Annotated in this window: 15 protein-coding genes; 9 read left to right on the forward strand and 6 right to left on the reverse strand. The window is 43.7% G+C overall.

Features of this window, described 5'->3' with window-relative positions; genetic code table 11:
* Positions 1–21 precede the first annotated feature (21 nt).
* From E7X57_RS09850 to E7X57_RS12555, 8 genes are all read left to right on the forward strand, one after another.
* The gene (locus E7X57_RS09850; RefSeq protein ID WP_135612799.1) at positions 22–960 is read left to right on the forward strand and encodes a metal ABC transporter solute-binding protein, Zn/Mn family; all 939 of its coding nucleotides are present in this window, start codon (positions 22–24) and stop codon (positions 958–960) included.
* A gap of 8 nt (positions 961–968) precedes the next feature.
* Complete coding sequence (locus E7X57_RS09855) at positions 969–1,718, forward strand: metal ABC transporter ATP-binding protein (protein ID WP_135612800.1); 750 nt, start codon at positions 969–971, stop codon at positions 1,716–1,718.
* A gap of 11 nt (positions 1,719–1,729) precedes the next feature.
* Positions 1,730–2,545, forward strand: coding sequence for a metal ABC transporter permease (locus E7X57_RS09860; RefSeq protein WP_135612801.1), 816 nt, complete (start codon positions 1,730–1,732; stop codon positions 2,543–2,545).
* A gap of 404 nt (positions 2,546–2,949) precedes the next feature.
* Positions 2,950–5,112: an ATP-binding protein gene (locus E7X57_RS09865; RefSeq protein WP_167880972.1), complete on the forward strand. Its 2,163-nt coding sequence runs from the start codon at positions 2,950–2,952 to the stop codon at positions 5,110–5,112.
* 164 nt (positions 5,113–5,276) lie between these two features.
* Positions 5,277–7,172, forward strand: coding sequence for a PAS domain S-box protein (locus tag E7X57_RS09870; RefSeq protein WP_135612803.1), 1,896 nt, complete (start codon positions 5,277–5,279; stop codon positions 7,170–7,172).
* Positions 7,173–7,351: 179 nt separating this feature from the next.
* Complete coding sequence (argH, locus tag E7X57_RS09875) at positions 7,352–8,827, forward strand: argininosuccinate lyase (protein WP_135612804.1); 1,476 nt, start codon at positions 7,352–7,354, stop codon at positions 8,825–8,827.
* Between the two features lie 43 nt (positions 8,828–8,870).
* The gene (gene gatD / locus E7X57_RS09880) at positions 8,871–10,121 is read left to right on the forward strand and encodes a Glu-tRNA(Gln) amidotransferase subunit GatD (RefSeq protein WP_135612805.1); all 1,251 of its coding nucleotides are present in this window, start codon (positions 8,871–8,873) and stop codon (positions 10,119–10,121) included.
* Between the two features lie 372 nt (positions 10,122–10,493).
* On the forward strand, positions 10,494–10,661 hold the full coding sequence (locus tag E7X57_RS12555) for a hypothetical protein (protein ID WP_167880974.1): 168 nt from the start codon (positions 10,494–10,496) through the stop codon (positions 10,659–10,661).
* An 11-nt stretch (positions 10,662–10,672) separates the two neighbouring features.
* Here E7X57_RS12555 and E7X57_RS09885 read toward each other — a convergent pair whose 3' ends face one another.
* The 6 genes from E7X57_RS09885 to E7X57_RS09910 form a co-directional block, all read right to left on the reverse strand.
* Positions 10,673–11,173 (reverse strand): type IV pilin, encoded by a 501-nt coding sequence (locus E7X57_RS09885; protein WP_135612806.1) that lies wholly within the window; start codon positions 11,171–11,173, stop codon positions 10,673–10,675.
* A 241-nt stretch (positions 11,174–11,414) separates the two neighbouring features.
* Positions 11,415–11,885, reverse strand: coding sequence for a type IV pilin (locus tag E7X57_RS09890; protein ID WP_135612807.1), 471 nt, complete (start codon positions 11,883–11,885; stop codon positions 11,415–11,417).
* Between the two features lie 41 nt (positions 11,886–11,926).
* Entirely contained in the window at positions 11,927–12,133 is a 207-nt protein-coding gene (locus E7X57_RS09895; RefSeq protein WP_135612808.1) for a DUF5371 family protein, read from the reverse strand.
* A gap of 313 nt (positions 12,134–12,446) precedes the next feature.
* A complete protein-coding gene (locus E7X57_RS09900) occupies positions 12,447–13,604 on the reverse strand; it encodes a formate--phosphoribosylaminoimidazolecarboxamide ligase family protein (RefSeq protein ID WP_135612809.1) in 1,158 nt (385 codons plus the stop codon).
* Between the two features lie 150 nt (positions 13,605–13,754).
* Positions 13,755–14,486: a stage II sporulation protein M gene (locus E7X57_RS09905; protein WP_244603671.1), complete on the reverse strand. Its 732-nt coding sequence runs from the start codon at positions 14,484–14,486 to the stop codon at positions 13,755–13,757.
* Positions 14,450–15,301 carry a DUF63 family protein gene (locus tag E7X57_RS09910; RefSeq protein ID WP_135612810.1) on the reverse strand — a complete coding sequence of 284 codons (852 nt, stop codon included), beginning with the start codon at positions 15,299–15,301 and terminating at the stop codon, positions 14,450–14,452. Before E7X57_RS09910 ends, E7X57_RS09905 begins: the two co-directional genes overlap by 37 nt.
* Positions 15,302–15,392: 91 nt before the next feature.
* Between E7X57_RS09910 and E7X57_RS09915 the strand changes: the two genes are divergently transcribed.
* The gene (locus E7X57_RS09915; RefSeq protein WP_135613026.1) at positions 15,393–16,466 is read left to right on the forward strand and encodes an NAD(P)-dependent glycerol-1-phosphate dehydrogenase; all 1,074 of its coding nucleotides are present in this window, start codon (positions 15,393–15,395) and stop codon (positions 16,464–16,466) included.
* The last annotated feature ends 109 nt before the right edge of the window (positions 16,467–16,575 follow it).

Genomic DNA, 16,575 nt, shown 5'->3' on the forward strand with positions numbered 1-16,575 from the left:
CCCCGCCGCAGGATGGATAGCATGAACAGAAATATCAAACTCATATTAAGTATCTGTACTTTATTTGTAGCTGTATTCATGTCCGGTTGCATCGACCAGACAGAAGAGAATGCCAGTCAGGAAGATGTTCTCGTTGTTGCAGTAAGCATATTACCACAACAGGAATTTGTAGAAAAAATTGCCGGAGACAGGATAAATGTCGTTGTCCTGATTCCACCCGGAGCAAGTCCTGCCACCCATGAACCAACCGCAGGTCAACTGAGGGATGTAGCTGATGCAAGAGCATATTTTACAGTGGGATCAGGATTGCCTTTTGAGAACGTCTGGCTTGAGAAGATCGAGACAGTGAACGAGGACATGCTGATCGTAGACTGCTCAGAAGGGATCCCGATAATTGAAATGCATGAAGAAGAGCATGAAGAGGAACAAGATACTGAGGTAAACGAGGAAGAAACTGGTCACGACCATGGAGGAGTTGACCCTCATATCTGGACATCCCCAATGAATGCTAAGATAATGGTAGAGAACACATACCTTGGCCTTATAAAGATAGATCCTGATAACCGCGACTTCTACTTGCAGAACAAAGATGCTTACCTGAAAGAACTGGACGAAGCTGATGCCAGAATCAGAGCCACTCTTGGAGGAGACGGCGGCAGTTTCATGACATACCACCCTTCCTGGGACTACTTTGCAACTGAATATGGACTCGATATGATAACTATCGAGGAAGAAGGAAAGGAGCCAAGCCCAAAGGACATGCAAAGGCTTATTGATGAAGCCGAAGAGAAAAATATCAAAGTGATATTCGTGCAGGCACAATTCAGCACACAGAGCGCTGGAGCGATAGCATCTGAAATCGGTGGCGAAGTTGTAACAGTGGACCCGCTGGCAAAAGATTACATAAATAATCTTGACATTATCACCGAAGCATTTTCACAGGGCATTACAAAAGACTGAGGGATCAAATGACAGAAGTTATCAGCCTCAAGGATGTATGGGTAAAATATGACAAGCTCACCGTACTGGAAGATGTGAACCTGACCGTTGAAGAAGGAGACTTCCTGGGAATAATAGGACCCAACGGTGGTGGGAAAAGTACATTATTAAAAGTCATCCTGGGATTGATAAAACCACAAAAGGGAGAAGTGAAAGTTCTCGGCAAAAATCCGAAGAAGGCACACCGTACCATCGGATATGTGCCACAGTACGGCCCCTCTAACATTGATTTCCCTATAAGTGTGTGGGAAGTCGTTCTTATGGGACGCCTGGGAACGAAAGGATTGTTCCGGCATTACAATGACGAGGACCTGAAAGCAACACATGAAGCACTCGAAATTGTTGATATGCTCGAGTTTCGCGACAGGCAGATAGGAGAGCTTTCGGGCGGCCAGCGCCAGAGAGTATTCATTGCACGTTCTCTTGTAAGTGATCCAAAGGTCCTTCTTTTAGATGAACCTGCAACAGGTATTGATACCAGGATGCAAAAAGAGTTCTACGAACTTCTGGAGAAGCTTAAGTCAGAGGTGACAATTATCATGGTATCCCACGACATAAGCGCAGTATCGGTCCTTGTTAACAAGATCGCATGCCTTAATGGGAAACTACATTACCATGGCTCAAAGGAGCTTATACCCGAAGATATTGAACAATCCTACGGATGTCCTGTAGAGCTTATTGCGCACGGAGTCCCACACAGGGTATTACATAAACATTGAGAGGAACTTCAATGATAGAGCTTTTACAATACGAGTTTATGACAAATGCCCTTATTGCAGGCTTGCTGGCAAGTATCGCATGCGGGATAATTGGCGTTTATGTTGTGGTAAAGAAGATCGTATTCATCAGTGGCGGTATCGCACACGCTTCCTTCGGAGGTATTGGTATCAGCTACTTCCTCGGGATCAACCCAATATTCGGTGTTCTCCCCTTCAGCCTTTTCTCAGCCCTGACAATGGGAACCATCAGTAAAAGATCGGATGTTCCGGAAGACACTATCATTGGAATTCTCTGGTCTCTTGGAATGGCGATAGGGATCATATTCATCGGATGGACACCCGGTTATGCACCTGACCTTATGACATACCTGTTCGGTAATATATTGACCGTGCCAGGTTCGGATATCTACCTGATGCTGGCACTCGATGCAGTGATAATAGGTACTGTATATGTACTTTATAAAGAGTTCATGGCACTGTGCTATGATGAGGAGTTCTCCAAAGTATCAGGAGTTCCTACGGAAAAATTATACCTTTTGCTACTATGCCTTATTGCACTGACAGTCGTAGTGATGATACGCGTGGTCGGACTGATACTTGTGATAGCCCTTCTTACGATCCCTGCAGCATTGAGCCGTCAGTATACCAGCAACATGAAGACCATGATGTATCTCTCCATACTGTTCGGTGCTACATTCACCATAACCGGATTGATATTATCATACTATTTTGATATCGCATCCGGTGCGACCATCATTATAGTAATGGCCACTGCATACCTTTTAAACATAGCATTACAGAAATGGAAAACAGTTTCAGACAACTGATATGATAGCCTAGATATTAAAAGGTGTAATGACAATCAATATCGAACATGTAGAAAGATTAGCTTCTGAATGTTCCGGATACCTTTGCAACAGATGTGTTCAAGCTTTACGGAATTGAGATCGAAAAGCTTGAAATGTATTATAAACACGGACATTCATACCGCCATTGAAGCATTTACTTGATGATTCAGCATGTTTCCAACAAAATTTTAGTCCTGGAAATACTCTTTTTTTGCATAATGTGCATGAAATTTGACAATTATGTATAAATTAAAATACAAAAAGATGTGACGATCTTAAATATAATAATTCTATTAGTAATATTAAAATTAGAAAATTAAATATTTTTTCAGTAACGTTAATATCGCATTATCCGCTTTTAAGATTGGAGTCATATGAATTGGATGCAGATCCCATTAAGATCTAAACTTGTTCTTGCTGCTGTTGCAGGAGTTCTTCTTGTAATGGTACTGACAACTACTATCACGATAACAACTCAGATCTCAGTGCAGGAAGAGCTTGCTCATCAGCAAGCCATTGAGATCACAAAGAGCTATGCGAACAAGTTCGATGGAGACATGCGTTCCGACCTTGCGATCGCTCGTTCGATCAGCTCCACGCTGAGTGAATACGAGTCATCGGACAGGGATGAGATTAACAGGATACTATACGCGATCCTGGAAGATAACCCACATCTTTTGGGAACCTATGTGTGCTATGAGCCAAATGCTTTTGATAGCAAGGATACTGATTTTGCAAACTTTGAAGGTTATGACAGCACCGGCAGGTTTGCACCATACTGGCACAAGATCAATGAAAGCATTGGACAGGACTATTTGCAGGATTGCGAAAGTTATGATTACTACCTCTATCCAAAGGTCTTCAAAGAGGCTGTGATCACCGATCCATACTTCTACGACGGAATATTTATGGTCAGCTATGCATCGCCCATAATAAAAGACGGAGAATTCATAGGTGTCGGAGGAGTTGACGTCTCATTGGACTATATGGATGAGATCGTAAGTCAGGTCACAGCATTCGACACAGGGTATGCCATCATGACCGGCAGTTCCGGGCTTATACTCTCCCAGCCACATAATAAGGACTGGATCGGATACAAGACGATCTATGATTATGGAAATGATGAACTCTCCAAGGCTGCAGAGGATATCAAACATAAGAAAAGTGGTTACGTCAATACGATCGATCCGGTCACCGGCAAAGAGATCGTAGTTTTCTACGAGCCAATAGAGTCTAAGAACTATGGTTTTTTCCTCGTAATACCAAAAGAGGAAATGCTTGAAGGTACTTTTGCAATCAGGGATAAGCTGATAGCGATCGGAATCCTTTCGATTTTCTTTACAAGTATTGCAGCATACCTTGCTTCACGAACTGTAACCGGATCTATAGACGATATTGTAAATGATTTTAAGGAAATGGCGGATTCCGTAGCTGATGGAGAATTGAACATCAGGGCTAACACGCATATCGACGAGGATTTCAAGAAGATACCGGAAGGTCTCAACCATATCCTCGATGGAGTAGTGGTGCCGATACATGAAACTACAAGAGTTGCAGTTGAACTTTCAAAAGGGCATTTAGATGCCCGGTTCGAAGGTGAAACTGAAGGAGAATTCAATCAACTCGCCCAATCGATCAATTATTTCGCTAAACTTTTAGATGTCATCATAAATGAGTCTAATGAAGTTCTTTCAGCAATGGAAAAGGAGGATTTCTCCCGGAGAGTACATTTCCACGGTCATGGCGACCTGAAATTACTTACAGAAGGTATCGAACAGACACGCCTGTCACTACAACAGGCAAGTATCGATCGCCAGATAGCGGAACAGGAACTTAAAGAGTATGCACGGAAGCTAGAACAGTCCAATGAGCTTAAAGACATGTTCACAGACATTATGCGTCACGATCTGTTAAACCCTGCAAGTGTCATAAAAGGATTTACAGAACTGCTTCTTATGACCGAGGAGAATGAGCAGACAAAACGGTTCCTCGAAAGGATATGGAATAACAATAATAATCTCATTGAAATGATCCACTCCGCTGCAGAGTTTGCTAAAGTGGAAAGCTCCGATGAACTTGAACTCAAGTTACAGGATATAACAAATATCATCGAACATTCAATGGAGATACTGACCACACAAGCCAGTAACAAAGAGATGGTCATCGAATTCAATGAAAAGGAACCACATTATGTGCTGGCCAACCCGATCATTGAAACTGTGTTCACTAACCTGATCTCAAATGCGATCAAATACAGTCCTGAAAAAAGCGAAGTTGTCATCGAGATCAAAGAAAGCGGGGAATTCACAGAAATCACGGTCACTGACTTTGGCGAGGGTATCAAGGATGAACATAAAACAACTGTCTTTGATCGCTTCAAGAGAGTGAACAAAACAGGAGTAAAGGGATCAGGACTTGGGCTTGCCATCGTCAAGAGAACCATTGAGCTCCATGGAGGAGATGTTGGCGTGAGAGATAATCCTTCAGGAAAAGGTTCTGTATTCTTTGTGAAGTTGAAAAGATATACCGATGAGCTCGAAGATTAAACTGGCAAAACTTATTAATTCGAACAAGATCAATTTAATTATGGGATAAGTTGTAGCTATTCAAGCGGATATCCACATAATATGATCATTGCCTACGAAGATTGATGTCCCATACCCACTAGCAGTAGCTTCAATAAGTAACTGAATATGTGCGGGGAGATTTTATGAAAGGTTTGCCAGACAAACTGCTTAATAGCCTGTATAAAGGAATCTGGGCTGTTGATATCAACAACAAATTCATCTATTTCAATGAAGGAATGGAAGAAATAACCGGCCTTTCACGAAATAAGATCATTGGAAAGGATCTTAAATACTTCATGGAGCTGGCACAGCTCAGTGTGGGGGATGAAGGACATTTCAGGGAATTGGCAGTTCGTGTAAAAGATACGCTGAAACCTTCCCGTTACCACTCATTACAATTTCTGACACCCGAAGGGAAGCTTAGCATCCAGAGCGGGCATATTTTCCCGATGATAAACAGGGATGACAAGTACTCCGGAATAATATGTACTGTGGAGAGCTTTTCAGAGCAGAAGATCCGTGAAAAGACCTTCAAGGATATGTTAAGCTCAAAGAAAAAACTTGAAGATATCTACAAGAACAGTCCCGTGGTTGCATTCCTCTGTACAGCAGAAAAGGACTGGCCGATTGAATTCATTTCAGATAACATATCCCAATTTGGATACACACCCGAAGATTTTACATCAGGGCGACTTATATTCGGAGATTTAATCCATCCGGATGATCTTGATCTTGTACGCATGGATGTCTCAAAACTTGAAGGTGAAGGAAAGCAGTTCTTTTCAATGGAATATCGCATGCTGACCAAGTCCAGTGAGATAAGATGGGTAGTTGAAAGATCGCTACTTGGATTTGATGAGGAGAAGAGGCCATCCTATTACCAGGGCATCTTCATAGACATTACCGAACGTAAACTGGCCGAAGAAGCCCTTCTTGAAAGTGAGAAAAAGTACAGGTTCATTTTCGAGAACTCGCCACTTGGAATACTCAATTTCGACGATAATGCAAACATAAGCCATTGTAATGATAATATTGTAAAAATCATGGGTATTCCAAAGGACAGGGTCATCGGTATGAACATGATAAGAGACATCGATGATAGGGAGATGAAAGAAGCTGTCAAGGCGATTTTCTCGAGAAAGTCCGGGCATTACGAGGGAAAGTACAGGAACCCCTTAAGCGGAAAGGTCACGCCTATAAAAGCCGATTACAGTCCGAACATCTCAGATGATGGAAAACTGCTGGGTGGTGTAGGGATCGTTGAGGATATCACAGCCCGCATAGAAGCAGAAGAAGCACTGAAGAAGTATGCAGAGGAACTTGCAGCTGCCAATGAGGAACTCAAGACCCTCGACAGGATGAAGGACCAGTTCCTGTCCAATGTAAGCCATGAGCTGAAAACGCCTCTTACATCGATCAAAGGTTATACCGAACTTATCTCCGAAGAATCTCTCGGACCTCTGACCGATAAGCAGAAAGAAGTGGAAACCACCGTACTTCGAAATGCTGAAAGACTTAAGAGACTTGTGGAATCGCTGTTATTCATAAGCAGGGTACAGTCCGGCAATGTGAAATACGTGTTTGAGCCAACCTCGATTGCAGAGATCATCGACATGACACTCCTTGACCTTAAGATACAGATCGATCAGAATAAACTCAATGTGAAGAGGAGGATCCCGGACAATCTACCGTTAATAAACGGTGATAAGGACAAGCTCACAGACATGATCACCAATATCGTGGACAATTCCATCAAATTCACACCCGAAGGCGGAACACTTACCTGCACTGTTATAGAGGAAGAGGAATACCTGCACATTATCCTGAAAGATACAGGCATCGGAATACCCCCCGACCTCATCCCCATGCTCTTCCAGCGTTTCTACCAGATAGATGCCACCAGAACACGCAAATATGGTGGTACAGGTCTTGGGCTATATATTTGTAAGGAGATCGTTACAGCCCACAAAGGCAAGGTGTGGGCAAAAAGCGAAGGTGAGAACAAAGGAACGGAGATCCATATCCAGTTGCCTAAATAAGTAGGATTTCCTGGCTTCTGCTAAAGCTTCCCCTTTTTTCATTTAATACCCATTTATCCCTGGTTTCATCAATAGACACCGGGATGTTAAAGGAAACCGATTCGTTTTTAAGTCTTTGTGGCATACCACGCTACATAACCTGATAAATATGTAGGTATTAGATAATCCCGAGGTATTTAATGAGCGATATTTTAAGAAGAGGACGACTGGCGTCCGTCCCTGATGAAGAGATCATAGAGTACACCTCATCAATGAGCGCTGACAGGTGGATATTCAATTCTGATATCCTTGTAGATCTTGCACACACGGTCATGCTCAAAGAGAGAAATGTGATAAAGGCAGAGGACTGCCGGAAGATACTGGAAGGTCTCCTTAAGATCAGAGAGGAAGGCATCGAGAAGCTCGACCACACTTATGAGGATATTCACATTTCACTTGAATCAAGGCTCATTGACATGGTAGGAGAAGATACCGGGGGACGTATGCACTCCGGAAGGTCACGCAACGACGAGGTTGCTACCTGCATCAGGCTTACGCTCAGGGATGAACTCTTATTGATCATGGAAGACCTGATCGGACTGCGCAACACGCTGATAGATGTAGCTTCGGAAAACGTCGAAACGCTCATGCCGGGATTCACACACCTGCAACACGCACAGCCAACCACACTGGCGCACCACCTTACAGCACATGCAAATGCCATCGGTCGTGACTTTGAGCGCACAAGGGACTGCTACTCACGCGTGAACAGAAGCCCGCTTGGTGCTGCTGCTTTTGCATCCACAGGCTTTGACCTTGACAGGGAGAGGACAAGAACACTTCTAGGTTTCGACGGTATCGTTGAGAACTCCATGGATGCCGTAAGCTCCCGGGATTTCCTGATAGAGACAGCATCGGTTTTCGCAAATCTCATGATAAACCTTAGCAAAATGGCCGAAGAGCTTGTGATCTGGTCCACATCCGAATTCGCGTTCATTGAACTGGATGACAGGTATGCATCCACTTCATCCATAATGCCTCAGAAGAAAAATCCTGATACTGCTGAACTGTTGAGAGGAAAGAGCGGTGTTGCCATAGGTTCATTGATGTCGCTGATATCAATCTGCAAGGGATTGCCATTAAGCTATAACCGCGACCTGCAGGAAGCAACGCCGAACATCTGGCGCTCCTTGAAGACAACGAGGACATCGGTCAGGGTCATGAGCGGAATGATAGCAACTATGAATATCAACAAGGAAAACATGGCAGGCCTGGCAACAGCAGGTTTTACAACTGCAACCGAACTTGCAGATACCATGGTGCGTGTCTGTGACATTCCATTCAGGACAGCACATCAGATCGTTGGCGTGCTTGCACGTGGAAATGGAGAACCGACACTTGGTGAGATAGATGCAGTCGCCCACAATGTCATTGGAGAGAGCTTAAGCGGAAGAGGACTTACCGAGCAGATGGTCACCGAGGCGCTTGACCCGATACTGAACGTCAGGAAGCGAACTGTGACCGGCGGACCATCCCCTGATGCCATGCAGCAGTTGATCAGCAATTGCAAGGCAAGATCAACAGAGGATGAGGACAGCCTCAATGAACTGAAAACTAATGTTGACAGCGCTATGGAAACACTGTTCGGCGTCGTAGATGACTGCAGGAATACCTGAGAAGTGTGAAAATTACGAACGATCATATTGATGAGGGATTATGATGGATTTTGAACTTGGCGACAGGATAAGGATAGAGAAGGACAGAAATGTTTACGAAGGCATCGTGATGCCAACAACGACCGATCATGTTGTGATCAAGATGGTCAGTGGATACAATGCAGGTATCAACCCCGAAGGCGCAACGATAACACTGCTTGAGAAAGCTGATCCGAAAAAAGCATCGAAGAAAGAGAAAGAAGGAAAAGTCAAACCATCAAAGAAACTCCCAAAGGTCACCATCCTTTCCACCGGCGGAACGATAGCCAGTAAAGTGGACTACCGCACAGGCGCTGTTACCGCACAATTCTCTGCTGACGATATCGTTGATGCCATCCCGGAGATCACAGAGATCGCAAACATCAGCGGAAGGGTTGTTTACAACATCCTGTCCGAGAACATGAAGACCGAATACTGGACAGAACTCGCCCGCGCTGTCGCCGAAGAGATCGAGAACGGTGCTGACGGCATCATCGTTGCCCACGGAACTGACACCATGATGTACTCCGCAGCAGCCCTGTCGTTTATGCTCAAGACCCCGGTACCCATCGTCTTCGTGGGCTCCCAGCGCAGTGCTGACAGACCAAGCAGCGATAACGCTATGAATGCCATTTGTGCCACAAAGGTCGCTGTCAGTGACATTGCCGAAGTATGCGTGGTCATGCACGACACCGCCTGTGACGACAGGTGTGCCATCCATTACGGTACAAAGGTCAGGAAGATGCACACATCCAGAAGAGATGCATTCCGTTCCATCAATTCCGACCCTATCGGCTATGTGGACTATTCCACAAAAAGAATCGAGACGGTCATGCCATACACAAAACGCGGCACCCATGAACTGGAAGTTAAAGCCACCCTTGAACCAAAATGCGCCCTGGTAAAATTCGTACCCGGTGCAGACCCGGACATCCTCTCGTACTACATCGACTCCGGCTACAAGGGACTCGTCATAGAAGGAACCGGACTGGGCCATGTATCCACCGACTGGATCCCGAATATCAGGCGCGCTACAGAAGCAGGACTCCCAGTGGTCATGACATCACAGTGCCTCAACGGGCGTGTATGCGACCGCGTCTACGACACTGGAAGAGATATCCTGAAAGCCGGTGCAATAGAAGGAGAAGATATGCTTCCAGAGGTCGCTTTGGTGAAGCTTATGTGGGCACTTGGACAAGACAGAGATGCTAGTGAAATCGCTGCGGCTATGGGGACAAGTGTTGAGAACGAGATAACAGAATGTACGTTGAAGTGAGGGAATTGCTTCAACTGATTCTTTTTTTAAGTAAATTGAATTAAAAAGAGAGTATTCGGTGCAGTTATGCACCATTATTTTCTAAATTTTAGAATATTCGACTGTGGCACTACATCGAGTGCTCACATTCCAAGTGCGTACGCTGCAAGAACAGCAGCAACAATTATACCAATCGCAAGCATCGTGATCTCAGCAATAGCTAAAGATGCTGCATTTTCGTTATTTATTATTTTAAACATTTTATGTCCTCCAATATGTGTACAATGTATAATTCCCATTTAAACATTGGCACATCTTCAGAAATTAATAATTCATTTCTAATTGTCATTAGATGTAAGCTAAGAACAAATCGTGTAAAAATCCAGATAGATAATGGGAAAAATAGAAATTATTTCAGTTATTAGACATCAAATTATGAATCTCAAAAAAGACCCGACGGTTTGGAGTGGTTCATTTATTCAAACAGAGCACATCAATAAATCGATGAAAGCATGTTGTTGCGGCATTAAGCTGGAATTAAAGAAAAAGGATGATGCATGACTGCACCATACTTAGAACCTGACATCGATGTCAGTTATCATCTGCTGACTGGAAACGTCAACGAACTTAACCGTTCCAGTTTCCCCAAAGGCAACGATATCAGCCAGATCCCCTTCAGCATTTTCATTAGTAAGGTGCGTAGCGGTACCAATTGCAAACCCACCAATCTCATCGACCTCATTGAAAATGTACAGGGATTCACCGGCTTTGAATTCCAGATCATCGTCAGTTGTCAACAGGGTCACATCAACCACTTCACCGTCAACAACCATCTTTGTGTTTGAGGAAGCGAGGTAAAGTTCATCACCGCCCTGATGTTCGAGCATGATGACAGAATGGTCACCCATACTGTACGAACTTGCCCTGACACCTGCCTGAGGTGCCACATCGCCGGTACCCAATCCGAGAGAGAATGCTATGATGATAGTAGCAACGATGATTCCTACTGCAACCATCATGATTTCAGCGACTACTGGTGACACTGCGTCTTCATTTACATTAATGTTGAACATTTGGAGATTCTCCGATATTATATAGAATATATGTATAAATAGGAATATAAGTATTTGTAGGTTGTTTCTTTTACTCAATTATATGAAGATTCATTTAGAAATCAAAACAATTGTTGAGTAAGAATGAAGAAGGGTGAAATTAATTAAAACAATCGATTTTAATGATTAGTTTATTTTTGGAAATTAATAAAATTTAAAAAAAAAGAATGGTGCTAATTTTAGCACCATGGTTTCATTGAATTTAGAACCTGACATCAAGGTCAGCAATCATCTGCTGGCTGGCAACATCGATGAACTTTACGTTAATTGTATCACCAGAGGCTGCAACATCAGCTGGCGTTCCAATTGCGGCAAAAGTAGTGCTGTTTCCTAAAACATCAGCAGTACCATTATTATACAGATATAGAGTTTCTCCAGCTTCAAAAGTCAAAGAATCATCGCTTACAAGATCAAGACCTACAACATCACCAGCAATGCTAACTCTTGTGTTTGATGAAGCAAGATTAATTTCATCTCCACCCTGGTGCTCAATAAGTACGACACTAGTACTGTTATCAACTTCTGCACTTGCCCTTACACTTGACTGTGGTGCCATCTCGGATGGTCCCATTCCAAACACGAATGCTGCGATAACAGCAGCAAGGATCACAGTGATTGCGACCATCAGGATTACACCGATGACCGGAGACACTGCATCTTCATTTCTGTTCATTTTAAACAAATTATATTCCTCCACTTTTATATAGGCTTAGTTTAATTAATACTTTTCTGTTGCTTCTTCTGTACTACTTTCTCTAGCTTGTGAGTCCACATCTCATCACTCATTTCAGTGTACTCGCACTCAAGATAGTGCTGAACCGCTGTACTCAGGGCATCCTTTGTAGAGGGTTCTTTGGTCTTTTTCTTAAGTTCTTCAAGCTGATCCTCAGTAAGCACAGTTTGTGCATGTACTATTTTCATGAGAACTGTCTCCTGATAAGATAATCATGAGAACATACACATCATAGCTCTCATCATAATAATAATAATGATAATATAAGTATAAAACTATTTCGCCAAACAAAATCAGACAAATAAAATCCAATTAATAGATATGAAGAATAAATATAATAACTATTGCATACTGACAAACGTACATATATTCAAAAACAGTGTCAATCGAACGAATTTAGGAGTAGGACAAGTAATAATAGAACTGTCAATAAATAAAACACAGCAACCAAAAAAATAGAAAAGCTCCTTAGAAAGGAGCTTTTGATCTGATGTAATGAACTTATGTAATGATCTTATCGAGCTGACCGGATTCGATGGCGCGGCGGATCTCGAAAGCCACACGCCTTCCGGTGCTCATTGGCTTGCGCCAGAGGGTGTTGCCGTATGGATGACCTACGGACATGTGAACATTGGTGCCGCCACCCACTCTTGGGGCAACATCATATATGTAGAAGTTCAGGTCCTTGTCAATGCAGGTCTGGAGACAGAACGGACCGATAACTCCAGGGTCATAGTATTCCTTGGATGCTTTTATGTATGCCTCTGAGAGCTTGAAGACTTCCTCGAGGAGAGATTCACGAAGTGTTGCAGAATTGTGTCCGCAGACTGTATACTCAGGAGTAAGCTGGTGCTCTGCGAGGGTCATCTGCTGTGGTGCAGGGAGCCTGACATGACCGTCAAGGCTTGTCTCGAACCTCCAGTCAATACCGAGCAGTTCTGTCTTGTTCATCTCTTCTTCTATAGGGGAGTAGAACAGGTCGAAATTGAACACAGGACCAATGATGTAGCGCTCGATCCTCGCATCTTTGAGAGCTTCTCTTGTGATTACGCCCTGCTTGATCAGGGACTCGGATTTCTCCACATATTCGCTATAGGTTCCTGCTGTGAAGAAACCGCGCTCAAGCTTTTTAACTGCGTGAGGGAGCTTTACCATCACAAGCTCGTCGATGTCTTCAGGATCGTTGATGCGCTCAGGGAAGGGGAGACCTGCCTTTTCCAGAAGCCAGTAGTAATCCTGGTCAAGACCTCTTTCCTCACTGCGGAGCATATTCCTGCTACCGACCATCGGTACACGGAAATCGTCCTCCACCGCATCGATGTCACAGTATGATGTGAATGACCTGTTAGGAACGAAAAGAATGTTGTCATCCACGAGTTTCTGCTGGTTCTCAGGACGCAGTATCTCATCGAACCTGTCATATACAGCATAATCATCAACAATGCCGCGTACAACATTATTGTCAGCGTCCCTCTTGGACTTGAAGTAATCAGTATATGTCTTCTCACGGCCGGACTGGCATATCGCGAAGGTCTCAAACCCTTCCTCGATAGCGCCGTCATAAACATCCAGCCCTGAATGGGAAGCAACTGCTCCGATCTTGATATTATCAGTGTAATAGCTTTCAGCAATCTCAATAATCTCTTTCCTGTCGATCATCCTTTGTTCTCCGGGTTTTTGTGATACAATAGTTAAGTGGTTATAAAAGACTTATTCTTGCATATCAGATAAAGCACTGCATTCCAATACAAAAATAACAAAAAGAGAAGATCACAAAGACGGGTCATCCAAATTGTGATCAAATTGTGATCAGATAGTGCCGGTATATAGACCGATCACAACAGGCGTAATAAAAGTCTCAATTCCGGCTGCCAGCAAAAGCATAGGCATGATAAAACGGAAGAACACATTTATCCCCTGCTTAAATTCATCTTTAATATCGACATACCTACCTGCCAGAGCTTTCAGGACATTGATCCCCATCCTCAAACCCATAGCTGCGGAGATCAGTATCATCGGAAGCTCGATGATACCATGAGGCATGATCCCCAGTAATATGTAGGTAAACCCGTTCTCCTGAGATTCAAGATAGGTCACGACCCCAAGGATATAGCCATTGGAGATAACGAACAACAAGGGAATCAGACCAAAACCCAACCCCAGTACAAAGGCCATCAGGCTCTTGATCGCATTGTTAAAGAAAATGAACAGCATGATCTCTAAAGGCGTCATGCTCATGATAAGTTCAACAAGCCCCTCCAGACCTTCCAGCGCAATATCAGAAGATGCAGGGTTCAATGCAGTGTAGAAATAGCCGGCAATACCAGATAATACGAAAAGCACGACAACTGCAGAGATCTCAGGTATCAATCCGGAAAGGTAGTTACCTACATTGCACAAACCTCTTGCACATATCTGCCCATCCTCAAAAGCCAAATTTTCAGCATCTTTCACTGCAGCATCGTCCATCACGACCTCATCAATTGTAGTGTCGTCCATTGCCATCATATCCCAAGAGCCATACGAATAGTGTTCCTGCATGCAGGAGAAAGGCCCAGTATTATTATCACCATTTTTACAAATGTCCTCAGATTCCTTGACTCTTCGTCTGCAGTGAACTGTGTGTCCAGAATATAGATCACTGGCAGGAATATAGCCAGTTTCAGAGGATACATCACCAGAGCGGTCCCTGTCAGATCAATAAGATAGGCAGGTACGACATGTTTCTCATAATAACCAAGGGTGTCAACTCCAATAAAGGTTGAGGATGCATCAAGCAGATGTGCCCAGATGATCATCAGATTGAGATGGTCATTTATGTAAGGCCAGCCGACCTTTTCCAATAGGAAATAGATCGCTCCGGCAAACAGTGTTCCTGAGGAAACAATTGCAATAAGACTGAACGGACGCTCCATATCTTCTACAACAAGAAGAGCTATTATGTTCAGTACGAACCAGCCAAGTCCCAGTAATGCAAAGGACCTGTTCCAGTCAGTGACCCTGCCTGATGAATAAAGCCATCTTGAAAAAAGAAGGCATATAACAGTACCAACGAACACCACGAAATAGATGTTCGGGGTTATGAACAGGTAACTAAAAGGAGGGTCAAAGATACCGGCATCCTCCATGACCCTTAGTGAAGACCCTGCTAGCACAAAGGGAACAATGGAGAAGACGAATCTTTCATCCACCTTAACATTCCATTTGTCGAGCAGTTTTGCCACTGCAAATACACAGATACCAAGGATCAGTGCCCATGTAAGAGTATTTACCGGATTATATCCACTATCCTGAAAAATGGGATCAAGATAGTACTCGTTAACAAATTGCATAATTTTATCTACGAACGGACACATTGGTTATCACTTGACAGAGTTATAGGAACAACCTAATAACACTAATACTTATTAATATATGGTTTCAGGAATATCAGAAAACCATATACATATGGACGTGACGCAGGATATGAACGCACAGAAGAAATGGATGCAGCTCCCAAGGGATGTCGTGATCGGACATGGTGTCATCGATGATGTTAAGAATGTCTGCGCAGACCTCAAACTTACTGACAATGCATTGATAGTAACAGGCAAGAGCACCAGAAAGATAGCAGGCGACATTGTCCATGATTCATTGGTAGACAGCGGACAGAATGTGGAAATGATCGTTTCTGAATCTGCTTCCATGAAAGAAGTTGACAGAGTAAGAAAACAGGCGATCGATTCCGACGTGAAATACCTTCTTGGAGTTGGCAGCGGCAAATCCATTGATGTTGCAAAACTGGCAGCAACTGAGATCGAAGTACCATTCATAAGTGTGCCAACAGCTGCATCACACGATGGTATAGTCTCATCCAGAGCATCCATAAAAGATGGGACAAAAACAGCATCCATCCAGGCAAATGCACCCATGGCGGTCATAGCTGATACAGAGATCATTGCAAATGCACCCTACCGGCTGCTGGCATCCGGGTGCGGAGATATTATTTCCAACTGTACAGCAGTTCTGGACTGGCAACTTGCAAATCGCCTGCAAAATGTGCCATTCAGCGAATATGCTGCAGCACTCTCAAGCATGACAGCACAGATACTGATCGATTCTGCAGATACCATAAAACCGGAACTTGAAAGTTCTGTTCGCATGGTGGTCAAAGCACTTGTTTCGAGTGGTGTTGCAATGAGCATTGCAGGTTCTTCAAGACCTGCATCTGGATCCGAGCACATGTTCAGCCATGCACTTAACAAGGTAGCACCCATACCGGCACTTCACGGCGAACAGTGTGGTGTTGGAACCATAATGATGATGTACCTGCATGGTGGTGACTGGAAAAGGATACGGGATGCACTTAAGATCATAAACGCCCCGGTAAGCGCAGAGGAGATGGGAATTGAAGATAAGTATATATTAGAAGCACTTGTACTCTCACATACCATCCGTCCCGAAAGATATACGATACTTGCCACAGGCCTGACACCTGATGCTGCCGAGATCGTTGCGAGGAAAACAAAGGTAATATCCTAAAGCGCTACGATAAGCAGAGAAGACAGGATAAGCAATATTATCGGAACATGGGACATAATACTTACAATAAACATCATACTTACATACATTATTACAGTTTCATAATACA

It is taken from the genome of Methanococcoides sp. AM1 (assembly GCF_900774055.1).
Lineage (GTDB): Archaea > Halobacteriota > Methanosarcinia > Methanosarcinales > Methanosarcinaceae > Methanococcoides.